The following is a 22,368-nucleotide window of genomic DNA, read 5'->3' as shown; positions in this document are numbered from 1 at the left end:
GAGCTGCGTTCAGCCCGGGCGGCGAGCGAGCCGCGTGAGGAACGCCGCGGCCACGGCGTAGCCGAAGGCCAGGCCTGTGGCGAGGCGGGTGGCATGCCAGACCGGGCGCAACCCGAGATCCTGGGTCGCCACGTCGAGCACCATCAACGCGCTGAGGCCGATGAGGATCGGGCGCCACGTCGCCATCCCCAGGCGAGGCCGCGCGATCGCGGCGCCCGCCGCGACGCCGGCGAAGATGCCAGCGCAGCGGCTGCAGAGCGGCATCACGACGCCCTCGAGCGCGAGGGACCGCCCGGGTATGCGGTGGCATATCGGCACGAAGAGGCGATCGAGCGCGGCGCCGAGCTCGCCGAGCGGCAGGTGGCTCCGCGCCAGGGCGATGCACCAGGGCAGGATGCCGAGGAGCGCCAGCGCGCAGCGCACGGCCGAGAGCCGCGATGACGGCTCGGCCGGATGCGCCGCCGGGGCCTCGCGCCCGGAAGCGCACGCGGTCACGTCAGCCTCGGTCGGGCGCGCTCTTGCCGAGGTGGCGCATCACCTCTTTCAGGTCGCTCCAGACCTCTCGCTTCGCGCTCGGCTGGCGCAGCAGGTAGGCCGGATGGAACGTGGGCATGATCGGGATCGAGCCCTTGTAGAGCTTCCATGTCCCGCGGAGCTTCGTGATCCCCTCGGTCGTGCCGATCAGCCCCTGCACCGCGGTGGCGCCGAGCGCCACGATCACCTTCGGCTTGATCAGCGCGAGCTGGGACGCGAGGTAGGGGCTGCAGGCCGCCATCTCGGCCGGCTCGGGCTTGCGGTTCTTCGGTGGCCGGCACTTCACGATGTTGCAGATGTAGACCCCGTCGCGCTGGTACCCCATCGCCGCGATCATCTTGTCGAGCAGCTGCCCGGCCGGGCCGACGAACGGCTCCCCCTGCAGGTCCTCTTCCGCCCCGGGCCCCTCGCCGACGAACACGATCTCGGAGAGCGGGCTGCCGCGCGAGAACACCGCGTGGGTGCGGCCCTCGTGGAGCGGACACTTCTGGCAGGTGCGGACCTCTTCCGCGAGGAGCGCGAGCCGCGTCACGCGCTCCTCCGGCGTGACCGGCTGGGCTGCGTTCGCGCGCGGCGCCGAGGCGGCGCTCACGGCAGGGCGGGGGGACGGCTCGGGACCCCGCTGCGCCTGCACCGGAGACCGCGCCGCCTGGACCTCGGCGGAGCGCTGCTCCGGCTGCGGCGGGGAGGCGGCGGCAGCGGCGGAGCGCTGCTCCGGCTGCGGCGGGGAGACGCCGCCGGCGTCGTTGCGCTGCGCCGGCGGCGCGAAGGCCGCGCCGCTGCCCCCGCGCGATGCCGGCGGTGAAGGCGCATCCAGCCCGGCGAAACCCCGCTCCGAGCGGCGAGGGGCCGGCGGACCGCCGTCCGGAGACGACGCGCCCAGCGCCTCGTGGAGCGTTGAAGGATGGCCCGGCAGCCCGTCCGCGCCGGTCGCTGCGTGCCATTCCAGGAACGCCCGGACCGAGGCGGTCAGATCGGCGAGCTCTTCGCGCAGCGCTTCAACCATCGCCGTCCCTCAGTGGCCGCCCTGCTGCGCGAGCCAGCGCTCCGCGTCGAGCGCGGCCATGCAGCCCGTGCCGGCGGCCGTCACGGCCTGGCGGTAGTTCCAGTCCTGCACGTCGCCCGCGGCGAAGACGCCCGGGATGTTCGTGCGCGTCGAGCCCGGGACCGTCTTCAGGTAGCCGTTCGGGTGCGTCTCGAGCTGCCCCACGAAGAGATCCGTCATCGGCGTGTGGCCGATCGCGACGAACATGGCCGCCGCGGGCACGAGGTGGCTGTCGCCCGTCTTCGTGCTCTTGACGCGGACGCCCGTCACCATGTCGGCCTTCACGTCGAGCACCTCCTCCACGACGTGGCTGTAGAGGATCTTGATCTTCGGGTTCTCGGTCACGCGCTGGATCATCGCCTTCGACGCCCGGAACTCGTCGCGGCGGTGCACCAGCGTGACGCTGCTGCAGAGCCCGGACAGGTAGGAGGCCTCCTCCATCGCCGTGTCGCCGCCGCCGACGACCACGACGTCCTGGCCGCGGAAGAGCGCGCCGTCGCAGACCGCGCAGGCGCTGACGCCCTTGTTCTTGAGCTTCTCCTCGCTCTCGAGGCCGAGGTAGTTGGCGCGCGCGCCCGTCGCGATCACCACCGATTTCGTCAGGTAGAGCGTGTCATCCACCCACACCTTGAACGGGTGGCCCGTGAGCTCGACCCGGGTCACGTCCGCCGTCACGATCTCCGTGCCCTGATGCGCGGCCTGGTCGCGAAAGCGCTGCATCAGCTCCTGGCCGGTGATCTTCTCGGGAAAGCCGGGGTAGTTCTCGACATCGGTCGTGAACATGAGCTGGCCCCCCGGGATCAGGCCGCCGGCGCTGAAGCCCTCGATGAGGAGCGGCTTCAGGTTGGCGCGCGCCGCGTAGATGGCGGCGGTGAGCCCGGCAGGACCGGAGCCGATGATGACCAGGTTACGGACGTTCGATTCGCTCATGGTGGAGCCATCTTATAGGCGCGACCGCCTTCCGCGTCGACCGCCCCGGCGCTCCGCCGCGCCCCCCCGCCGCGCTGCAGCGCCGCGCGTTCTGCCGCCTCCGCGCCGAGCGGCCGCCCGTTCAGAAGCGCATCGTTCCGCTCAGACCGAACTCGTCCAGGCTGCTCTCGAAGCGGCCGCCGTTCACGCTCTGGATGCTGCGGTAGCCGCTCGGGACAGCGCCGGATACGGCCTTGATGCGCCCCTTCCCGCCGTTGTCCAGCGGGCCGAAGAACGTGTGCTGAAACGCCGCCGAAATGTCGACCGGGCCGACGCGCGTGGTCACGCCGGCCCCGACGCCGACCCGATAGCCGAGGTGGAAATCGAGGTTCAGATCGGCGTCGTCCTGCCCCTTCGTCTCGAAGAAGCCGCCGGCCCTCAGCGCGAGCAGATCGGGGAGCACGACGAAATCGCCGCCGAGCCGGACTCCCAAGACGTCGCGCCAGCGGTGCGGGACGTCGGCGTTGGGCGGCACGGTGCCCACGACCGTGCCGCGCACCGGGATGCCCTCGCGGAACCGGACCTCGATCGCATCGACCGCGCTGTTGTTGGCCCAGGTGAAGTCGAGCTCCACATCGAACAGGTCGTCGACCATCGGGTCGCGGACGCGGGGCTCGGCGGCGGAGGACCGCGCGGCCCGCAGGGCGCCGGCGCGCGGCCTGTGGTACCGGAGGCCGAGCTTCGCCTCCATGGGGATCGGCATCGTGAGCTCGCCCGCGCTCCGCTCCTCGGTGACGTTGCACCCCGGCGGCTCGCCCTTGCAGGGGTCCGCGTTCTTGACCCCGGCGGGCGTCCAGTAGCGGGACTCGATGGTGAGGTCGGTCTCCGCGCGCACCGCGTCCTGCCACTTGAACCACGCGCCCAGGTCGAGGTGCGCCGTCGCCGCCCAGCGCGCGCCGAGGACGAAGCCCGGGATGAAGAGATCGTCCGCCTTCGCGCGCGTGCGCAGATCGCCGCGCGCGTTGAAGTCGTCGCCGCCTGGGGCCGAGGTCGCCTCGGCGAAGTTGACGAAATCGAGGACCGCCATGCCCCAGATGAAGCCGGCGCCGATCGAGACCCCCTCCGCGGGGGTGAAGCCGACCGAGAGCGTCGGCATCAGCATCAGGGCGTCGAGCGACGTGAGCAGGTACCGCTGGGGCGACGGCTGCGTCATCTCGCCGAAGCTCGGGTGCGTGTACGGGAGCGACTCGGGCCAGGACCGCTCGCCGACGCCGTGCGGGCCGAGCACCGCGACGCCGACGGCGAGCGCGTCGCTCACGCGGAGGGTCGCGGCGAGCTGTGGGTTCGGGAACAGGCCGCCCTCGGCGCACACCTCGGGGTCGGGGCCGCCCTCGCTGCCGGGCGCCGGGATCGCCGTCGTGTAGCTCGGCGGGACGGGCTGTCCATCGGGGCCGAGGCGCGTGAAGCACTGCGCGAGCTGGATGAAGTGCACGCCGCCGTGCGCGCTGCTCCTCTGCGCGGCGAGCCCCGCCGGGTTGAAGTAGGCCGCGAGCGGATCGTCGGCCCGCGCGACCCAGGCCCCGCCGCGACCGAGCTGGAGCACCCCGATGTCCGGCGAGTCGAGCCCCGACGACGCGCGCGCCGCGCCGGCGGCCACCATCGCAGCGAACGCGGCGCCCGCGGCGCCCGCAGCTCCTCGTTTCATGGGCCTCCGTCTCCGCGCGGCGATCCCTCGGCGGCTACTTCACCGGCGACGCCTTGAGCGCCGCCTTGCCGTCCTTCACGTAGACCGTGAAGCGCACGCGCGAGCAGTTGTGGCGCGCCACGAGCGCGTCCTTGTTGCGCTGCAGCGTCCCCTTGAACTTGTCGAAGGTGAGGGCGTTCGTGGGCTCCCCGCACTGCTGCTTGACCGACAGGAACTCCTCGTAGACGGCGTTCCATTCGGTGAGCTCGTCCGGATCTCCCGCGCCGTCCTGCCGCGCGGCCGGCGCTTCCGGCGCGCTCGTCGCTTCAGGGAGCGTGGTCGCCAGGGCGGGCGCGGCCGGCGCCCTGGGCGGCGGCGGCGGCGGCGGGCGCCGCGGCGGCGGCGGGCGCCCCGGAGCGCCCGGGGGGCCATGGGAGGGGAGCGCGATGTTCGCGTCCGAGACTTCCTCGATCGCCTCGACCGGCTCCTCGGATTCGCGAGCCGGCGGCGGGCCGCTGAGCGGGTGCGAGCCAGGCCGCCGCGTCGGGCTGCGCGGGCTCACCATGGGCTTCGGGTACGACGGGCGCGAATCGGGGCGCGGCTCGCCGGGGCCGAGCGGCACCGAGAACGCGCTCATCGCCGGCTGCGCCGGGATCGGGCCGAGCACCTGCTCGAGGTCGGCGGCCTTCCTGGGCGCGCCGCCCTTCGCGGCCACCTTCTCGACGCCGTCGTTGATGTCGGCCGCGATCTTCCGGTAGGCGCCGCGGAACCGGCTCGGCGCCAGCACGTCGACCTCGCCCTTGGCGAAGCGCGTCGCCTCGTTGCGGAAGACATGGAGCGGCCGCGTGTGCTCCAGGAACGAGAACACAAGCCCGATCGCGGCCAGGGCGAGGATGCCCGCCAGGATCAGCGCCGTGGGCACCTGGCTCTTGTCGTCGTTGTTCGCCTTGTCGAGGAAGTTGAGCGGCGAGTCGACCGACGCCGCGAGGCGGCCGACCGCGTAGCCGGCGCCGAGCTCCCACGCCTCGCCGGGCAGCCGCGCGTACACCACGCCGAGGTGCTTGCCGATGACGCGGACCTCGGAGCGCCCCTTCTCGACGTAGTCCTTGTTGTCGTCGAGCAGCTTCAGATCCTGCGTGATCTGGTCGAGGTTTGCCTTGTCGAACCCCTCGGGCGCGCCGGAGGCGACGCGCGCCCCCTCGGCGTAGAAGCCGACGGCCGTGCCGGTGCGCTTCGTGACCGCGCGGGCGAAGGTGTCGTCGATGATCTTGGCGCCGATCACGGCCCCGACCGGCTCACCGTTGACGTCCTGCTCGACGGGGCGCGCCACGACGCGCAGGATGCGGCCCTTCCAGACCCAGGCGTCGTCGCGGATCCAGCCGTGGAGGGCGTCGGCGACGACCGGGTAGCCGCCGAGCTCCCAGTCCTCACGGTGCTCGAAGTCCACCGACGCGACCACCCGGCCGGCCGCGTCGACGGCCCACACGTGATCGAACTTGAGCTCCGGCGGCACCTCGGCGACCGCGCTGCGCAGCGCGGCGCGGGCCTTCTCGCGCAGGTCGGCGCCCGGCTTGGCCTCGGCCGACGACTTGGCGAGCGCCGTCCGCAGGGCCGGGGTCAGCGCCACGCGGATGAGCGCGCTCGATCGCTTCCGGGCGTCGTCGTTGAGGAACCACTCGACGGCGCTGGAGTCGGCGCTGAGCGACTCGCTCATCGCGCGGTGGCTCGAGCGGTTGTAGAGCTGGGCGGCGACGAAGAGGACGAAGATCGCGGCGCCGAGCGCGAGCGCGAGCACCCCGTACCAGAAACGCGACAGCAGCATGGTCTACTTTCCTGCCTCCGCGCTCGGTCCACCGGCCTCGCCCACGACGACCGGCTCCCTGAGGAGCTGCTGCTCCGGCCCGGGCTTCACGACGGCCTCGACGGCCTTTCCGACCGGCTCGCCGTTGAAGTAGCCCTGCAGCGTGTACGTGCCGGCCTCGACCTCGATGGCGAAGTTCCCCTGACGATCCGGGTAGGCGCTCGCCACGGCCTTCGGCTCGACGACGATCCACGACCGGACGCTCGGGGCGAGCTGATCGCGGATCTCGTACTTGCCTGGCCCCGGCGGCGTCCAGGCGCGGGTCTTTGCGGCGGCGATCTCGATCGGCGGGAGCGCCTTGCTGCCGACGTCGTGGATCTTGTGCGGGAACGGATCGTGGTTCTCGAACTGGATCCGCTGTCCCGGGGCGACGACGAGGGTCACGGGCGTGGTGCGGCCGCCCGAGATGACGACCGTTCGCGGCGTCTGCTGCGGCTCGCCCTTCTCGCCGAGCGCGACGACGCACAGCTCCTTCGGGACGTAGCCGACGAGCGCCCGGACATCCGCGCGGACGGTCGGGGAGGGCTCGCGGAAGGTGTACCGGTTCGCCTTCGGGTCCTTGGCCTCGTTCCAGACCGGGTTCAGGAGCTTGGGCATGCCCGTGGTCCTGCCCTTGATCGTCACCGCAGCCAGGGCCGCCCCGGGCACCGTGAGGATCGCGAGCGTCAGGGCAAGACGCCGCAGGAAGCGCGAGCGGCCGGGGGTGCTGCGCCCGCGGTGGCTCGACGACCCAAACCGTGCTGCGCCGGCGAGCGGGCGCTGCTCGTCGTGCTGCGCTCCTGCAGATCGAGGGGATCTCGTGTCCATCGCGGGCCCGAAGCTACCGGAAGGGGGATGAGAACGGAAACAAAAGCCGGGCCGTGGTCCGCACGCCGGCGCCGCGCCCCCCCGGCGACGCCGCGGTGCGGCGACCGCTGGACCCATGTCGAGGGCACAGCGCGTGTCGCGCGCACAAAAAAACTGCGGGCCGCGTGGGCGGCCCGCAGGGGAGAGATGTTCCGTACCGCCGAGGACGTGGGCAGAAGGACATGAACCCCTAGCATCGCTGCTAGGTGGGAGCCTAAGTACCGCTTCAGGCTTCCCGGTGAATGGTTCCGGGCCTAGCTCACCACGGTATCGTTGTTGGCTCCCTGGTTCTCGCTTACTCGGGATTCAATCGTCCAACGCCTCACGAAGTCGGCAGAGGGAACGACCATAGGATAGTTCCCTGGGCGGCTCAGTCAACCGCTCCTCCGCACGGTGCCGACGTTTTGCGTTTCTCGCTTCGCGAGCGTCGCTGTCGTTTGTTGTTGCGCTTGTCGCGCTTGTTGCGCTTGCTGCGTCTGTAGCCCCCTCGTGTTCACGCCGCTCCTGCGCGAGCGCCCGACGCGCGTTACGGCTGGCCCTGAGCCGGCCGTCGAGCCGCCTAGCGGGTCGGCGGGCCGGGATGCGAGAAGAGGGCAACGATGGGATCGTGGACGAGGCCGTTCGACGCCATGATGTCGCCTGCGTGGTAGTCCGGCGGGCCGCCGTCGAGCGCGGTGATCACGCCGCCCGCACCGCGCACGATCGCGCTCCCGGCGGCGACGTCCCAGGCGTGGAGCCGGCGCTCCCAGTAGGCGTCGTAGGTCCCGTCGGCGACCATGCAGAGATCGATCGCCGCGCTGCCGCAGCGCCGCACGGCCTGAGCGTTGCGCTTGACGGTCATGAAGGCGTCGAAGTTGTTGTCCGGAGCCCGGTCGCGCACCGGCGGGAAGCCGGTCGCCACCATCGCGTGGTCCAGCGACGCCGTGGCGCTGACCGTGCAACGCTCGCCGTTGCGGCGCGCCTCTCCGGCGGTCGCGGGCCGCTCCGGCGCGGCGCCGCGCGGCTGCGGCTCGCGCGACCGGAAGCCCGTCCAGCGGATCCCGAGCACGGGCGCGACGACGGCGCCGGCGACGGGCGTGTCGTCTTCCATCAGACCGACGGAGACGCACCAGAACGGGTGGCCGTGGACGAAGTTCGTCGTGCCGTCGAGCGGATCGACGTACCAGACGAGCCCGCCGCGCGGCTCCGTGGCGCGCGCGGCGCTCTGCTCCTCGCCGACGACGGCGATGCCCGGCGTGAGCGCGCCGAGCCGCGCGACGAGCAGGTCCTCGCTCGCCTGGTCGAACTGGGTCACGAGATCGCGCGGCGCCTTCTCCTCCACGCGCAGGCCGCGCGGGTCCGCGCGGAACCCGGCCTGCACGAGCGCCGCTGCCTCCTCGGCGACGCGCAGCGCGATCCCGGAGAGCTCGAGCAGCTCCGCTGGCCCGCGCCCGATCATCTCGACCTCGCCGACAGCGCGCCGCGGAGCTTGTCGTAGATGCCGCCGAACGCCCCGTTGGACAGGAGCGCGACCGTGTCGCCCTCCTGCGCGTCGCGCGCGATCGCGGCGACGATCTCGTCCACCGAGCCCGCCGTCTCTGCGCGCCTGCCCGCTTGCTCCAGGTCGCGCACCAGCCGGTCGAGGTCGAGCCGCTCGCCCGCGGCGATGTCCGGCCGCCCGAGCGGCGCGAGCACGACGCGGTCGGCCGCGCCGAAGGCGCGCGCGTAGGGCTCCTGGTGGAGGGCGCGGCACGCGGTCGCGCTGCGCGGCTCGAACACCGCCCACAGCGCGCCTTCCGGGTGCCGGGACCGGAGCGCGCGGAGCGTCTCGTCCACGGCGGTCGGGTGGTGCGCGAAGTCGTCGTAGACGCGGACCCCGCGCGCCTCGAACAGGAGGTCCTGCCGGCGCCGCACGCCCTCGAAGCTGGCGAGCGCCGCGGTCACGGTCGAGAGCGGCACGCCGAAGCCCTGCGCCGCGGCCGCGATCGCGGCGACGGCGTTGCGCACGTTGTGGTGCCCCGGCATCTGCAGGGCGACGCGCCCCGCCATGACGCCGCCGGCGTACAGATCGAACGACTGGCCGTCGGCGCCGGCCTCCGCGGGCGCGGCGAGCCAGTGCGGCGGCTTCCCGTGCGTGTCGTCGCCTTCGAGCGCGAACCAGGCGACCTCTGCGCGCGCCGACCGTGACACCACCTCGACGACCCGCGGATCGTGCGCGGCCGCCACGAGGAGCCCCGTCTCCGGGATCCGCTCGACGAACCCGCGGAACGCCGCCTCGTACGACGCGGCGTCGGGGTAGATGTCGACGTGATCGTGCTCCACCGACGTGACGATGCCGACCTCGGGTCGGTAGTGCCAGAACTTCGGCGTCTTCTCGAAGAAGGCGGTGTCGTACTCGTCGCCTTCGACGACGAACGGCGTCCTGCGGCGATCGGCGCCCGCCTCGTTGAGGAGCGGCAGGCCGCGGCGGTCGCTCGCCGAGGAGGCGCTCCGCGGCAGGCGGAAGCTCGCCTCGAAGTTCTTCGGCAGGCCGCCGATGAGGAAGCCGGGATCCCTGCCGGCCTCGTGCAGGAGCCACGCGCACATCGAGCTGGTCGTCGTCTTGCCGTGCGTGCCGGCCACGACGAGCGGCGAGCGGCCGGCGAGCATGTGGTCAGCGAGCGCGTGCGCCATCGTGGTCACCCGCAGGCCTCCGTCGATCGCGGCGCGCGCCTCGGGGTTCGTCGGGCGGCAGACGTTGCCGATCACGACGAGATCGGGCCGAGGGTCGAGGTGCGCGGGGTCGAACCCGGTCATGAGCCGGATGCCCCACCGCTCGAGGGCCGGCCCCATGGGCGGGTAAAAGGAGACGTCGGACCCCGAGACCTCGTGCCCCGCGGCCCGGAAGAGCCCCGCCAGCGCACCCATGCCGGTGCCCGCGACGGCGACGAAGTGGACGTGCATCGCGGCGCAGTGTGCCCGAGCGCCCTCGGAGGGCAAGGGGGCTCCAGCGCGAGAGCTCGCCAGGCCGCGGCTCCCGCCGTGTCCGCACAGGGCCTCCGCGTCATCAAACATCGACTCTGCGCAGCCCGGCGTGCTCGCAGGTCATGAGTCCGGAGCCGCCCGCGGGCGCCAGGCGGAGCTCCGCGCAATCCGCCGCTCGCCGCGCTCACCGGTCCTGGCAGGCTCCTGCGGTGCACGAGGTGCGGTGCGACCGGGAGAGCGAGCCGCGCTTCGATGGTGCAATGCTTGAATCAAGGTGGATCGACGAGCACGAGCGGCCTCAACCGCTTCAGGGACCGCCGGCCCAGCCCCTTGACCCGCAGCAGGTCGTCGACCTTCCGAAAACGCTTGAGCTTGGCGCGGAGCGCCAGGATCGCCGCCGCCTTCGCCGGACCGACGCCCGGGAGGCGCATGAGGTCCGCCTCGGTCGCGAGGTTCAGCACGATCTTTCCGTCCGCGGTCACGCCGCCGCCCGCCGGAGCGCTCGCTCCGCCATCGCCGGCCAACGGCGGCTCTGCCGCTGCGGCCCCGGCGTCGGCGGCAGGCGCGGCGGTGGCCTGGGGCGTCGGGCTCCCGGCGGCGCCGAACGGCGCCGGGTCGCCGGCCACCATCGCCAGCCCGGCGGCCGGATCTGCCGGGCGCTCCGGGAGCAGGCTCAGCGCGTGCCCGGAACCCACGAGCGCAAGCGCGAAGAACCCCGCGACGTACGCCGCGACCTTGCCGCCCAGCGCGGTCCAGGCCGAGTCCTTCAGCGCTGCCAGCGCCCGCTCCCGCCACGGGGGACACGCCTCGGTGTCTTGCCCTGCATCGGCCCGCCCGTCGGGCGAGCCCGTCCCCTTCGATGTCGCTTGCATCGTGCCGCGCCTCCTTCCTGGTGCAAAGGACGTCGCCTCCGCGCACGCGAGCGGCGTTCGTCTCCTCGGCGACGCCGCCAAGCGAGCGGCATGCCGGCGCGCGATCCCCTGAAACTCCGGCAAATCGCGGGCATCCGGCGCCCCCCGGCGTGGCGCCGCCATGGCGGAGGCGCACGGTAGGGTCGAACTCGCCTCCGGGAGCTCTGGCGGCCCCCCGGGGGATGGGCGCCGCCGCCGGCAGGCCGGCGCCCCCGGGGGAGGACGGGCGCCGTGTCTCGAGCGAGAAGCTCGGCTACTATCAGCGCCCCGGTCGCCCGGCGACCCGGTGGCATCCACCCCGCCGCAAGGCGCTCACCACGAGGTCTTATGCCCCACGATCCCCGTCGCTTTGTTGATCCCGGCCCTGGGGGTCGCTCGCGCCGAGCCTTCCTCGGCGGCCTCGCTGCCGGCACCGCGGGCGCCGTGCTCCTGGGCCCGACCGCGGCGCTCGCGGAAGCGCCGCCGAGCCTCGCGGCCACGCCGCCCCCCGGCTTCACGCCGCTGTCCATTCCCGGGAAGATCGTGAAGGTCACGAAGTCGAACTCGATGCAGCCGAACGGCCTCTGGCCCGAGGCGTCCGCGGCGAAGGTGATGCTCGAGCGGGCCATGGCGGAGCTCACCGGGAAGAGCGATCTCGGCGCCGCCTTCGGCCGCTTCGTCCACAAGGACGACCGCGTGGCGATCAAGGCCAACGGGATCGCCGGCCAGAAGGGCGCGACCATGGCCACCAACAAGGAGCTCGTGCTCGAGATCGTGCGCGGGGTGATCGCGGCGGGCGTCCCCGCCGAGAACGTCCTGATCTTCGAGCAGTACCCCTCGTTCCTCGCCGGCACCCGCTGCGCCGACCGCACCGCCAAGCCGGCCGCCGAGTTCCCGGACGGGATCCGCGCCGCGGTGCACGAGAACAAGGACGCGGTGATGCCGAGCATCACGGTCTTCGGCATCCCCACCAAGTTCGTCCGCCCCTTCACCGAGGCGACCGCGGTGATCAACGTCTCGCTGATCAAGGACCACTCGATCTGCGGCTACACCGGCTGCCTCAAGAACATCACCCACGGCGCGACCATCAACCCGCACGCCTTCCACCAGCACACCGCGAGCCCGCAGATCGCCGAGCTCTACGCGCAGGACGTCGTGAAGAGCCGTGTCCGCCTGCACATCACGGACGGCTTCAAGCTCATCTACGACCAGGGCCCGCTCGACAAGAACCCGAAGCGGCGCGTCCTTCACGAGTCGGTGTACGCCACGACCGATCCGGTCGCCATGGATGTGATCGGCTGGGGCGTGGTCGAGACATGGCGCAAGGAGAACGGGCTGCCCACGCTCAAGGAGGCGAGCCGGGAGCCTTCGTACATCCGCATCGCGGGCGAGCTCGGGCTGGGCGTCTTCGACAAGAATAAAATCGCGATGCGCGAGGTCCGATTGTAGCGGCGCTGCGGGATCCGCTCGCGGGACTGCCGTCGCTGAGAACCGCTTGCCGAGGCTCGTGTTGCCCATGCTCTGCTCCAGGCCGACCGCGCGCTCTTCCACAGGGTGGGGGACCGCATCGGCGGTCCCTCTCCTCGCATTCCTCGCCGTCACCGCCTGCAGCAGCACCCCCCCGTCGAGGCCGCCGGGGTTGCCCCCGACGCCCGCGTCGATCACCCGCGAGAACCCGGGGGGCGACGCGGCCGACCCCGAGCGGGCCGCGCTCGAGCGGCTGCTGGCCGAGCCGTGGGGGAGGCGGCGGGACCGGTTCAACACGCTCGAGGTGCCGCTTGTCGACTGGCAAAGCTGGCGCCGGGTGCGGGTCTGGAGCCATCCGACGCGGGCGACCTTCCGGTACGGCGACGAGCACTACGCCGCCCTGACGGTCCTCTACTCGAGCACCGCGGGGCCGAGCGATCCCGACAGCTGCCTCGACGAGTTCTGGGCGAAGAACGCGGCGCTCGCCGACGGCTATGGCGTGCGGCTCGGGGAGGCGCAGATCATCCGGACGACGCAGGAGATCGACGGCGAGGTGCGGCCGCTCGTGTTCAAGGTCCTCGACGGCAGCATCGCGTCGGTGTTCGCGAGCGACGAGTACGCCGGAGCGATCGCCGTCTACGAGTCGTGGCCGGGGACGTGCCTCGTGTCCGTGCTGGCCGTGAAGGCGAGCGAGCACCCCGAGCTCGCGCGCCGGGTGCGCGACCGCTGGATCGACGAGGGCGCCCCGAGGCTCCGGTGGATGTCCGGCATCACCGAGGCACCCAAGACCGACGCGCGCTAAGGCGCGGTCCGCACGTCATCACGTGGGGCCGACAGCGCCTGGCGATCCGCCTCGCCGTCGCGAGGTCGGCGCGGCGACCGCCGCGACGGGCGCGCGACGCCCCGCCGGGTCACGGAGCCATCGACGCCGGGCTCTCCGCGGTATCCGGCGACCAGGACGCGCCCTGGGCCATGCTGTGGCAAACGACCGAAGCGGCCGCGAGGAGCAGCGCGATCGCGACCAGCCAGGGGACCCGAAGCGGCGGCAGGACACGGCTGTCCAGCACGACCTCGCTCTGCCGGTCGTCCGGGGCGGGGTCGGCTTCGCCCGTCTCCGGCGCGCCGCCGAGATCGTTCGCCGGTGTCGCCAGCATGGCGGCCATGGTCGTCTGATCCATGGCGCAGCGAGGCGGGGCCGCGGGCACGCCCAGCGCGGCCCGCTTGATGATGGCGCTCCGCTCGGACGGCGGCGCGCCGGGGATCGCGCGCAGCGCCTCCAGCGACCGCATGGAGGCCAGCGTCTGCGCAGGGAGGAGCGCGGTGAACGCTTCCATCATCTCCCTGCCCGACTGGTGCCGCGCGTCGGGATCGAAGGCGAACGCCCGGGAGAAGAACGCATCGACCCCGGGTGGGAGCTCCGGCGCGAGCTCGGTGGCCCTGGGGAACGAGGTCTGGCAGATGTGCCTGACCAGCTCATTGATGTTGGTGCCGGCGAAAGGACACTGGCCGGTGATCGCGCGGTAGAGGATCACGGCCATCGACCAGAGATCGCTCCGGTAATCGACCTGCCTGGGCGCCATGGTCTGCTCGGGGCTCATGTACCGGGGGGTCCCGAGGACCATGCCTGTCTTCGTGATCCGGTCGCGCGAGCAAGACGACTTCGCGACGCCGAAGTCGAGCACCTTGAGCAGCTCATCGCCGCCCGAGCACGTGAGGAAGATGTTCCCCGGCTTCAGATCGCGGTGGATCACCCCCGCGGCGTGGATCGCATCGAGCGCCTTGCCGAGCTGCGTGAACAGGAGCGCCGCCTGCGCGAGCGGGAGCTTCGGCTCCCGTTCGAGGCGGCGGTTCAAGTCCTCCCCCTCGAGGTACTCCATGACGATGAACGCGCAGCCGCGATCGACCCCGTAATCGTACGTCTCGATGACGTAGGGGCTCCGGACACGGGCGGACGCGCGCGCCTCACGCTCGAAGCGGGCGACCAGCTCCGGCTCCGTGGCGGCGAAGCTCCGGATGAACTTGATGACCACCCGCCGCCTGAGCTTGATGTCAAAGCCCAGCCAGAGGTCGCCCATGCCACCGCCGCCGAGCCTGCGCTCGAGGCGATACTTCTCCATGACGGCCCGACCTTCAGCAGTCTCCTTCATGGCTCCGCCCCTGCCACCCAATGCCCAGGCCTGGGACAAGTGATCACCCGATTCCTGTCGAAGCGTCTACGCCAACGCTACTCCCAGTAGATGATATCGCAATCCGTCCAGGTCGTGCGGTGAAAACTTCCCGAAACGGAGCGTATCGTTCGGACTCGCTCGATACGCATCTTGCGTTGGATGCGCGGGCGAGCGCGTCGACGGCGTGCGCCGGAGCGGCGCGGCGCTCGTGTCCCTGGAGGTGACTCCATGTAACTGGATGTCAGCCGAGGTGCGCCGGGAGGCGATCAGAGAATATCGAACGGGTAGGCGCGATCCGCATAGGCTCGCACCGCGATGGCCTTGCGCAGCTCGTCGTCGTTCTTCTGGAAGTCCGCAACATGCTGCCTGAGCCGCTTTTGCGCCATGCCGGTGAACACGGTTGTGAGATCGATCTCACGCCGCGCCCCCTCCTCGCCGCGCCGCTCGATGGCCCGAGTCGTGCGTGAGATGCAGGCGGCCATACAGTAGAGGTCGATGACCATCTCCGCGATGCGGCGCTGCGCATACTGCATCTCGGCGATCTCGCGCCCGTGCTTCCGGAGCATGTCCTCGCTGTGCGTGGCGAGCTCCGCCGTGTAGTCCTCGAAGATCACCGCCTCCCGGCTGAGCAGCGGGTGCGCCTTCGACATCCGCTCGCGCCCGAGCACCGACCTCGCCTTGCGGATCGCGAAGTCGCTGAGCAGGCCGAAGCCCTTGATGGGCTCTCGCATCGCCTTCGCCACGTCCGCGAGCGCCTTGCCCGGGCCGCTCATCCCGGAGAGCGCCATGAAACAGCGCAGGATCTCGTTCGTCCCCTCGAAGATCATGTTGATCCGCGCGTCGCGCAGGTGCCGCTCGTAGGGATAGTCCTGCATGTATCCGATGCCGGCCGCGATCTGGAGCGTCTCGTTGACCACGAACCACAGCGTCTCACTCCCCATGACCTTGCAGATCGCGCTCTCGATCGAGAAGTCGGGGACCTTGGCGTCGACGAGGCTCGCCGTGAGGTAGGTGATGGACTCGAGCGCGTACGTGTGCGCCAGCATCGTCGCGATCTTGTCCTTGATGAGCCCGAAATCGCCGATGCTCCGGCCGAACGCGCGCCGCTCCTGGACCCTGTCGAGCGCCAGGCGGATGAGCGTGTTGCACGCGCCCACGCACCCCGCCGAGAGCCCGAGCCGCCCGTTGTTGAGCACCTCGACGGCCACCTTGAAGCCCTTGCCGACGTCGCCGAGCACGTTCTCGCGCGGCACCCTCACGTCCTCGAAGAAGAGCTCCGTCGTCGACGAGCCCCGGATCCCGAGCTTGTGCTCGTCCGGGCCGTTCTTCACGCCCATGCCCCGCTCCACGATGAAGGCCGTGAGCTTCGGCTTGTTGCCCTCCTCGAGCGCGGAGGTCCGGGCGAACACCGTGAAGACATCGGCGAGGCCGCCGTTCGTGATCCAGATCTTCGACCCGTTCAGCGTGTAGTACGAGCCGTCGGCCGACACCTCGGCGCGCGTCCTGATCGCCGCCGCGTCGGAGCCGGCGCCCGGCTCCGTCAGCGCGAAGGCCGCCATCCACTCGCCGGTCGCGAGCTTCGGGAGGTAGCGCTGCCGCTGCTCCTCCGTCCCGAAGAGCTGGATCGCCTTGAAGCCGATCGACTGGTGCGCGCCGAGCGTGACGGCGATCGACGCGTCGAGCCCGCCGACCTCCTGCATCACGCGCGCGTACGCCATGTTGCTGAGGTTGACGCCGCCGTGCTCGGACGGGACCTGCAGGCCCATCAGGCCGAGCTTCTTGATCTCGGCCAGGAGGCCGGGGTCGATGGCCTGCTCCCGATCGATCTTGGTGCTGTCGACGCTCGACGCGAAGAACCTCCGCACGCTGTCGAGCATCATCGACGTCGCCTCCCGCTCCTCGGCGGGCAGCTCGGGGTACGGGAAGATGATGTCCTCGGCGATGATGCCGTGGAAGAGGGCCTTCATGAAGCTCTGCTCGATCGTCGGGGGCATCGGACCGTCCTTTCAAGGGGCAGGCCGTCGCGCCTCCGCGCGAGCCGCGCGGCCTGCTCAGTGCGTCTTCTTCGGCGTCCGCACGGACTCCGCTGGGCTCTCGTCCTTCGTGGCCCCCCCGGCGTCGTCTCTGACCGCGGGCGCCGCCGCGGCCGCGCCCCGCGCCGTCGAGGCGGGCGGCGGGGCAGCGCTCCCGTCCCGCCCCACCGCGCCGGACGGCGGCACGGGCGTGGGCGTCGTGGGGCGCGGCGTGGCCGTCGGCGGCGCCGGCGTGTGCCCGGCGCGATCGCTCTCGCGCTGCCACGGGTACTTGATGCGCCCGTGGTACATGTTGACCAGCGTCGACGCCATCCGGCTCGTCATGATGCGCAGGTCCTCGATCGTCAGCCCGGACTGATCGAGCTGGCCGGACGCGAGCTTCGAGAACATCACGCGCTGGATCATCTCCTCGAACTTCTTGTGCTCGGGCGGCCAGATGGTCCGCGACGCCGCCTCGATGGAGTCGACGAGCATCAGGATCGCCGTCTCCTTCGTCTGCGGCTTCATGCCGGGGTAACGGAAGTGCTCCTGCGTCAGGTCCTTCGGGTTCCCCTGCTCGACGCACTTGTGCCAGAAATACTCGACGACCTGCGTGCCGTGGTGGGTGTACGCGAACTCGACAACGGGCTCGGGGATGTTGCCCTCCCGCAGGATCTTCGTGCCCATCACGACGTGCGCCATGATGGCGTCGGCGCTCACCTCCGGATCGAGATCCTCGTGCGGCGAGCGCTCGCCGGGCGCGAGGTTCTCGATGAAATACTTGGGCTGCACCGTCTTGCCGAGGTCGTGATAGTAGGCGCCCACGCGCGTCAGCAGGGCGTCGGCGCCGATCGCCGCGGCCGACGCCTCGGCGAGGTTCGCCATCGCGCGCGCGTGCTCCCAGCTGCCCGGCGCCTCCGCCGCCATCTTCTTGAGCAGCGGCTGCTCCAGATCGGTGAGGTCGAGCAGCTTGTCGCGGGGCACGTGCCCCATCGCCCGCTCGGCCGGCTCCCTGAGGCCCCGCCCGAGCACACCGACGATCAACCCCCCGCCGATGCAGGCCAGCACGTTCGACCCGAGCCAGCGCTTCAGATCCGCGACGAGGTCGAAGCCGCCCTCGAACAGCACGGTCAGCGCGACGAACCCGATCGCGCCCGCGAGGCCCGCGAGGCTGCCTGCGACGAGCAGCTGCCGCGAGCCCTTGCGCTTGAAGAAGAACATGGTCGCGGCGATGCCGCGCACGAGCAGCACCGACAGGAGGACCACGTCGAACCGGAGCAGCGACGCGGCGATGAACGCGACGCCCACCTCGACGAGGAACGCGGTCCGCCGATCGAACGCGATCGCAACCCAGAGCGGGAGCGCGGCGACGGGCATCCAGAACTCGGGCAGCGCCGTGAAGAGCAACAGGAGCTTCGCGACGATGAGCGAGCCCGTCATCAGGACGAACATGCCCACCTGCGTGCGCAGCAGCCGCACCCGGTTCTGCCCGAAGCGACGCAGGTAGACCGTCAGCATCAGGCAGACGATGAGATAGATGACGTACGTGCTCGCGACGCGCGCGCCGAGCCCGGGCTGGCGCATGCGCCGCACCGTCTCGTACGCCATCGCGGCGTCGTGGTCCTCGTTGTGCTCCGAGAGGACCGTGCCGCGCGGCACGATGACGCGCGCGTGCTCGTACGAGAGCGTGAAGCTCCCGTCGTGCGTGTCGCGCACGATCCGCGGCCCGTACGGGACCCGCAGCGTCAACGGCGCGGGCTCGCCCATCTCGGGCGCGAGCGACGGGATCAAGAGCTCGCCCACGCAGAGCACGGCGAAGAGCGCCGCGAAGAGGACGCTCAAGACGAAGCCGGCGAGGGGACCTGCCCGGATACGCGTGCGCAGCATGGAACCGCTCGGTCTCGTCCGCTGGATACAGCTTGAGAAACGGTTGACGGGGCGCGCTCGCGCGTCGCCCCGCCGCCACCGACGGCCGCGGGCGGTCGCCGATGTCAAGGTGTGGGCGGGACCCTAGCAAAGAAGCGCGGCCGAGTCAGCGTCGCGCGGAGCGCGACCCCGGGCGCCGAATGTCGGCGCCGGCGCGCCGTCCAACGCCGGCGCACGCCCGCCGGCCACGCCAGCGACGCCGAGCGCGACGCCGGACTCCCCTCACGATGTTCCAATTGCTCCCGGTAAACATCGATTCGAGCAGACAATTGCCGTTCGGCGCAAAAGTTGCTACCCACAGGAAATGTCCCCGCTGCGCATGCTGCTCGAACGCCGCGGGAGCGTGGTGATCATGGGGGTACTGAACCGCACGCCGGACTCGTTCTCCGACGGCGGTCGCTTCTTCGCGGATGAAGGGACGGCTCTCGCGCAGATCGATGCGATGCTCTCCGAGGGGGCAGACATGATCGACATCGGCGCGGAATCGACGCGGCCGGGTGCGCAGCCCGTGGCGGATGACGAGCAGATCGCGCGCATCGGCGGGAGCGTCCGCGACGCGGTGAGGAGGGGGGCCGTCGTCTCCGTCGACACGACCTCTCCCGTCGTCGCGGCGCGCGCGCTCGACGACGGCGCGGCGGTGGTCAACACGATCTCGCTCGACAGCGCGGCAGAGCTCGGCGCGCTCTGCGCGCGCCGCGGGGCGTCGCTCGTGCTCATGCACAGCCGCGGCCCGATGTCGGCGATGGCCGGCTTCTCCGCCTACCCGGACGACGCCTACGGCGATGTCGTCGCCGACGTGGCGCGCGAGTGGTCGCGCGCCGCCGAGCGGGCGCTCGAGGCGGGCCTGCCGAAGGGCGAGCTCGTCCTCGACCCGGGCCTCGGCTTCGCCAAGAACGCGCGGCAGTCGCTCGAGCTGTGCGCCAGGCTGGACGAGCTGTGCGCCCTCGGCTTTCCGGTGCTCGTCGGGCCGAGCCGCAAGTCGTTCCTCGCGCGCGCCGCGGCGGCGGAGGCCTCGGCGCGGGGCGACCGCGCGGGCGCCGCGCTCGCGCCGCCGCCGGAGCGCCTCGGCGGCACCGTCGCTGCCGCGCTCGCTTGCGCCGCGCGCGGCGCCGCGGCGGTGCGCGTCCACGACGTCGGCCCCGTGCGCCAGGCGCTCGACGTGATGCGCGCGATCGAGCGCGCGGGCCCGGGCGACAGCCGCGGCGCCGGCGCACCCCTCGCCCAGGGGGCGCGCGGCGATGGTTGAGGGGTTCCTCCGCCTCTTCTCGGCGAGGCCGGCGACGCAGGTCATCCGGGACCTCGTCGACATCTTCATCGTCGCCTACGTCGTCTACCGCGCGCTGCTCGTGCTGCGCGGCACCCGCGCGATGCAGATGGGCCTCGGGCTCGGCATCGTCTTCCTCATCTATCTCGGGGCGAAGATCTTCGGCCTGACAACGCTCCTCAACCTCCTCTCGTGGCTGCTCTCGTCGATCATCCTCATCGTGGTCGTCGTCTTTCAGAACGACATCCGCCGCGCCCTCATCCGCGTGGGCGGCAGCAACTGGTTCACGAGCGGCCGCGAGCAGCAGTCGCGGGTCATCGACGAGGTCGTCGCGGCCGCGACCGAGCTCGCCCGTCACCGCATGGGCGCGATCATCGCCTTCGAGCAGGACGCCAACGTGCTGGAGTTCGTCAAGAGCGACGGCATCCACATCGACTCGGTGGTGACCCGGGAGCTGCTCGTCTCGCTCTTCGTCCCCGAGTCGGTGAACAAGCTGCACGACGGCGCGGTGCTGATCCGCGACCTCAAGATCGCGCGCGCCGGCGTCTTCTTCCCGATGCCAGAGACCAAGATCCTCGACGCGAGCCTCGGCTCCCGGCACCGCGCCGCGCTCGGCATCACCGAGGAGACCGACGCGGTCGTGGTCGTGGTCAGCGAGGAGCGCGGCACGATCAGCTTCTGCTTCAGCGGCAACATCGTCTCGAACCTGGACGGCCAGTCGCTGCGGCACGCACTGCTCGGGCTCTTCGGCCGCTCGTCGCGGAGGCGGCGCTTCGCGAAGAAGGTGGCCCAGAGCGGCCGCACGAGCCTGCCGACGCCGCCGTCGCGCGGCCCCGCGGTGAGCCCCGCGCAAGGCGCCGCCGCGCAGGGGAGCGAGCCCGGCAAGCCCGCCGCGGCGAAGCCGGCGCCGATGGAGGCCAAGCCCGCGGCGCCGGTCACGAAGACGTCGTCGATGATCAAGCCGCCCGCCGAGGCCGACGCGCGGCCGGTGGCGCGGATGTCGACCTCCACGCCGATGCGCTCGGGCGCCGAGGCGCGCTCCACGGCGGGGTCCAGCGCCGACCTCCGCGCCGCGGCGGGGTCCGGCGCCGACGCGCGGAGCCCGGGGAGCACCACCGCCTCGCAGGACGGGGATCGCCCGTCCGAGCGCGGCCGGCCGGCGCTGGTCGACGCCACCGCGGCGGCCGCGACGGACTCCCCGGTTCCATCGCAGCGCACCTTCGTTCCGACGGGGCAGGTCGCGACGACCGCCGCGTCCAAGGGGAGCGCGGAGGGGATGCCTCCGCGAGATGAGCCATGACGCTCGCCGGCATCCGTGAGGCGCTCCGCTCGGCGCTGCTCGACAACCTCGGCCTCAAGCTCCTCTCGATCACCTTCGCGCTGTGCCTCTACGCCTTCATCCACGGCGCGGAGAACGCGCAGCGCACGTTGATGCTCAGCGTCGTCTCGATCCTCCCGCCCGAGTCGAGCAACCGGCAGCTCATGACGCAGATCCCGAACGAGGTCGCGATCACGGTGCAGGGCCCGCGAACCCAGCTCGACGACCTGCGCGCCGAGAGCCTCGGGACGCTGCGGCTCGACCTCCGCGACGGCACGGTGACGCGTTACGATCTCGAGCCCTCGGATTTTCACGTGCCCGCGGGGCTGGTGGTCGAGCAGATCTACCCGTCGACGATCGAGCTCAGCTGGGACGACGTGGTCGTGCGGGCCATCCCGGTGCACGTGCCGCGCACGGGGGACGCGGCGCAGGGGTTCCTCGTGAAGGGGATGGTCTCGGTCGAGCCGCCGGCGGTCAACGCCCGCGGCCCGCGCTCGGTGGTCGACGTGATGCAGCTCGCGCGCACCGCGCCGTTCGACATCAGCGGGCTCACGGAGGGCACCTACCAGCGGCAGCTCGCCCTCGATCGGCCGCCGAAGCTCGTGACGTACGACGTCGACAGCGTGATGGCGACGCTCGAGATCGGGCGCGAGCTCGCCACGCGGACCTTCGATCGCAAGGTCGAGGTGGTCGGGATCCCGCGCGCCACGGTCGCGCCGGCCGTGGTGCAGGTGAGGATCACGGGGACGCCGGAGGACGTGAGCGCCGTCAACCCCGACTCGATCATGGCGCGCGTGGAGCCCAAGGCGGCGCACCTCGACATGAGCCAGCCGGGCAGCGACTTCCTCGACGTGCTCGTCGACGTCCCCCGCGTCACCGCCGAGGTCAACCCGGCGAAGGTCATGGTGAAGTGGTGAGCGCGACGCGCTGACGCTCCGCCCCGGCGGAGGTCAGCGCGGCGGGCATGGGCTCGAGCGGCGACGGCGGCGCCGCGCGGCGGCTCAGCCGGACGGCCCCTCGCCGCCGTCGCCCCGGGGCAGCCCGAGCTCGCCGAGCAGCGCGCGCAGCTTCTCGGGCCCGCGCTTCGGATCGGCGAGCTTGACGATCGCGTAGCGCTCCTCCTCGGTCAGCCCCGCCAGCCGGCCGAGCGCGGCGTCGTCGAGCGCGCCGTCCGGGCCGAGCCGCTCGCGCAGCCGCGCGCTGACGCTCTCCGCGTCCCAGGCGGCGCGGCGCACCGGCGCGCCCGCGAGGGGGGTGAGGTCGACCCCGGCGCGCGCCGCGAAGCCGCGGAGCACGTCGGCGTAGACGGTGAGCTCCTCGTCCGTGTCGACCGGCAGGTGACACAGGGCGAGCCGCTCCGCGCGCGACAGCGCCTGCCATCCCGCGAGCGAGATCTTGAGCTCTGCGAGGTCCAGCTTCCGCCGCACCGAGAGCGGCACACAGTCGAGCGAGGCGTGGACCTCGCCCTCGAGCGCGAACTGCCTGTACATATTTCCCTTCT

The 22,368-nt window shown here is 71.9% G+C and carries 18 protein-coding genes; 5 read left to right on the top strand and 13 right to left on the bottom strand.

The annotated features are described in order from the left end of the window. Positions 1–9 precede the first annotated feature (9 nt). The 9 genes from WMF36_RS39805 to WMF36_RS39765 all read right to left on the bottom strand — a co-directional run bounded on the left by WMF36_RS39805 (position 10) and on the right by WMF36_RS39765 (position 10,694). Positions 10–495: a DUF2085 domain-containing protein gene (locus WMF36_RS39805; RefSeq protein ID WP_437576055.1), complete on the bottom strand. Its 486-nt coding sequence runs from the start codon at positions 493–495 to the stop codon at positions 10–12. Position 496: 1 nt separating this feature from the next. Beyond that, complete coding sequence (locus WMF36_RS39800; RefSeq protein ID WP_437576054.1) at positions 497–1,540, bottom strand: uracil-DNA glycosylase family protein; 1,044 nt, start codon at positions 1,538–1,540, stop codon at positions 497–499. A 9-nt stretch (positions 1,541–1,549) separates the two neighbouring features. Further along, positions 1,550–2,509: a thioredoxin-disulfide reductase gene (trxB, locus tag WMF36_RS39795; RefSeq protein ID WP_437576053.1), complete on the bottom strand. Its 960-nt coding sequence runs from the start codon at positions 2,507–2,509 to the stop codon at positions 1,550–1,552. Between the two features lie 121 nt (positions 2,510–2,630). Then, positions 2,631–4,193, bottom strand: coding sequence for an OmpP1/FadL family transporter (locus WMF36_RS39790; RefSeq protein ID WP_437576052.1), 1,563 nt, complete (start codon positions 4,191–4,193; stop codon positions 2,631–2,633). 34 nt (positions 4,194–4,227) lie between these two features. Continuing rightward, positions 4,228–5,994, bottom strand: a complete 1,767-nt coding sequence (locus tag WMF36_RS39785; protein ID WP_437576051.1) for an MXAN_5187 family protein — start codon at positions 5,992–5,994, stop codon at positions 4,228–4,230. 3 nt (positions 5,995–5,997) lie between these two features. Then, on the bottom strand, positions 5,998–6,840 hold the full coding sequence (locus tag WMF36_RS39780; protein WP_437576050.1) for a hypothetical protein: 843 nt from the start codon (positions 6,838–6,840) through the stop codon (positions 5,998–6,000). A gap of 598 nt (positions 6,841–7,438) precedes the next feature. After that, positions 7,439–8,317 (bottom strand): inositol monophosphatase family protein, encoded by an 879-nt coding sequence (locus WMF36_RS39775; RefSeq protein ID WP_437576049.1) that lies wholly within the window; start codon positions 8,315–8,317, stop codon positions 7,439–7,441. After that, entirely contained in the window at positions 8,314–9,801 is a 1,488-nt protein-coding gene (locus tag WMF36_RS39770) for a UDP-N-acetylmuramate--L-alanine ligase (RefSeq protein WP_437576048.1), read from the bottom strand. Before WMF36_RS39770 ends, WMF36_RS39775 begins: the two co-directional genes overlap by 4 nt. 290 nt (positions 9,802–10,091) lie before the next feature. Continuing rightward, positions 10,092–10,694, bottom strand: a complete 603-nt coding sequence (locus WMF36_RS39765) for a ComEA family DNA-binding protein (RefSeq protein WP_437576047.1) — start codon at positions 10,692–10,694, stop codon at positions 10,092–10,094. 366 nt (positions 10,695–11,060) lie between these two features. On the opposite strand from WMF36_RS39765, the gene WMF36_RS39760 reads away from it, so the two are divergent. Together WMF36_RS39760 and WMF36_RS39755 are read left to right on the top strand one after the other, a co-directional pair. After that, entirely contained in the window at positions 11,061–12,161 is a 1,101-nt protein-coding gene (locus WMF36_RS39760; RefSeq protein WP_437576046.1) for a DUF362 domain-containing protein, read from the top strand. A gap of 190 nt (positions 12,162–12,351) precedes the next feature. After that, a complete protein-coding gene (locus tag WMF36_RS39755; RefSeq protein ID WP_437576045.1) occupies positions 12,352–12,981 on the top strand; it encodes a hypothetical protein in 630 nt (209 codons plus the stop codon). A gap of 109 nt (positions 12,982–13,090) precedes the next feature. On the opposite strand, the gene WMF36_RS39750 is transcribed toward WMF36_RS39755, so the two are convergent. From WMF36_RS39750 to WMF36_RS39740, 3 genes are all read right to left on the bottom strand, one after another. After that, positions 13,091–14,296 carry a serine/threonine-protein kinase gene (locus tag WMF36_RS39750; RefSeq protein WP_437576044.1) on the bottom strand — a complete coding sequence of 402 codons (1,206 nt, stop codon included), beginning with the start codon at positions 14,294–14,296 and terminating at the stop codon, positions 13,091–13,093. A gap of 317 nt (positions 14,297–14,613) precedes the next feature. Then, the gene (locus WMF36_RS39745; RefSeq protein ID WP_437576043.1) at positions 14,614–16,341 is read right to left on the bottom strand and encodes an acyl-CoA dehydrogenase family protein; all 1,728 of its coding nucleotides are present in this window, start codon (positions 16,339–16,341) and stop codon (positions 14,614–14,616) included. Positions 16,342–16,398: 57 nt separating this feature from the next. Beyond that, on the bottom strand, positions 16,399–18,246 hold the full coding sequence (locus WMF36_RS39740; protein WP_437576042.1) for an HDIG domain-containing metalloprotein: 1,848 nt from the start codon (positions 18,244–18,246) through the stop codon (positions 16,399–16,401). A gap of 343 nt (positions 18,247–18,589) precedes the next feature. Here WMF36_RS39740 and folP point away from each other — a divergent pair, with 343 nt between their 5' ends. Genes folP through WMF36_RS39725 form a run of 3 tightly spaced genes read left to right on the top strand, consistent with a single transcriptional unit; the run spans position 18,590 to position 21,784 of the window. After that, entirely contained in the window at positions 18,590–19,531 is a 942-nt protein-coding gene (gene folP / locus WMF36_RS39735; RefSeq protein WP_437576041.1) for a dihydropteroate synthase, read from the top strand. Further along, complete coding sequence (gene cdaA / locus WMF36_RS39730; protein WP_437576040.1) at positions 19,524–20,849, top strand: diadenylate cyclase CdaA; 1,326 nt, start codon at positions 19,524–19,526, stop codon at positions 20,847–20,849. The genes folP and cdaA overlap by 8 nt, the downstream gene beginning before the upstream one ends. Then, complete coding sequence (locus tag WMF36_RS39725; RefSeq protein WP_437576039.1) at positions 20,846–21,784, top strand: CdaR family protein; 939 nt, start codon at positions 20,846–20,848, stop codon at positions 21,782–21,784. The genes cdaA and WMF36_RS39725 overlap by 4 nt, the downstream gene beginning before the upstream one ends. 84 nt (positions 21,785–21,868) lie before the next feature. Here the strand turns inward: WMF36_RS39725 and WMF36_RS39720 are convergent, their stop codons facing one another. Continuing rightward, positions 21,869–22,357 carry a nitrate reductase associated protein gene (locus tag WMF36_RS39720; protein ID WP_437576037.1) on the bottom strand — a complete coding sequence of 163 codons (489 nt, stop codon included), beginning with the start codon at positions 22,355–22,357 and terminating at the stop codon, positions 21,869–21,871. Positions 22,358–22,368 lie beyond the last annotated feature (11 nt).

Source organism: Sorangium sp. So ce887 (assembly GCF_051521455.1).
Classification (GTDB): Bacteria; Myxococcota_A; Polyangia; order Polyangiales; family Polyangiaceae; genus Sorangium.
This window is presented reverse-complemented; position numbering and strand designations above follow the sequence as displayed.

Excerpts from the sequence above, each read along its gene's own strand:
- WMF36_RS39800 (WP_437576054.1), bottom strand. The coding sequence starts at position 1,540 with ATGGTTGAAGCGCTGCGCGAAGAGCTCGCCGATCTGACCGCCTCGGTC.
- trxB (WP_437576053.1), bottom strand. The coding sequence starts at position 2,509 with ATGAGCGAATCGAACGTCCGTAACCTGGTCATCATCGGCTCCGGTCCT.
- WMF36_RS39790 (WP_437576052.1), bottom strand. The coding sequence starts at position 4,193 with ATGAAACGAGGAGCTGCGGGCGCCGCGGGCGCCGCGTTCGCTGCGATG.
- WMF36_RS39785 (WP_437576051.1), bottom strand. The coding sequence starts at position 5,994 with ATGCTGCTGTCGCGTTTCTGGTACGGGGTGCTCGCGCTCGCGCTCGGC.
- WMF36_RS39780 (WP_437576050.1), bottom strand. The coding sequence starts at position 6,840 with ATGGACACGAGATCCCCTCGATCTGCAGGAGCGCAGCACGACGAGCAG.
- WMF36_RS39775 (WP_437576049.1), bottom strand. The coding sequence starts at position 8,317 with ATGATCGGGCGCGGGCCAGCGGAGCTGCTCGAGCTCTCCGGGATCGCG.
- WMF36_RS39770 (WP_437576048.1), bottom strand. The coding sequence starts at position 9,801 with ATGCACGTCCACTTCGTCGCCGTCGCGGGCACCGGCATGGGTGCGCTG.
- WMF36_RS39765 (WP_437576047.1), bottom strand. The coding sequence starts at position 10,694 with ATGCAAGCGACATCGAAGGGGACGGGCTCGCCCGACGGGCGGGCCGAT.
- WMF36_RS39760 (WP_437576046.1), top strand. The coding sequence starts at position 11,061 with ATGCCCCACGATCCCCGTCGCTTTGTTGATCCCGGCCCTGGGGGTCGC.
- WMF36_RS39750 (WP_437576044.1), bottom strand. The coding sequence starts at position 14,296 with ATGGAGAAGTATCGCCTCGAGCGCAGGCTCGGCGGCGGTGGCATGGGC.
- WMF36_RS39745 (WP_437576043.1), bottom strand. The coding sequence starts at position 16,341 with ATGCCCCCGACGATCGAGCAGAGCTTCATGAAGGCCCTCTTCCACGGC.
- WMF36_RS39740 (WP_437576042.1), bottom strand. The coding sequence starts at position 18,246 with ATGCTGCGCACGCGTATCCGGGCAGGTCCCCTCGCCGGCTTCGTCTTG.
- folP (WP_437576041.1), top strand. The coding sequence starts at position 18,590 with ATGTCCCCGCTGCGCATGCTGCTCGAACGCCGCGGGAGCGTGGTGATC.
- cdaA (WP_437576040.1), top strand. The coding sequence starts at position 19,524 with ATGGTTGAGGGGTTCCTCCGCCTCTTCTCGGCGAGGCCGGCGACGCAG.
- WMF36_RS39725 (WP_437576039.1), top strand. The coding sequence starts at position 20,846 with ATGACGCTCGCCGGCATCCGTGAGGCGCTCCGCTCGGCGCTGCTCGAC.
- WMF36_RS39720 (WP_437576037.1), bottom strand. The coding sequence starts at position 22,357 with ATGTACAGGCAGTTCGCGCTCGAGGGCGAGGTCCACGCCTCGCTCGAC.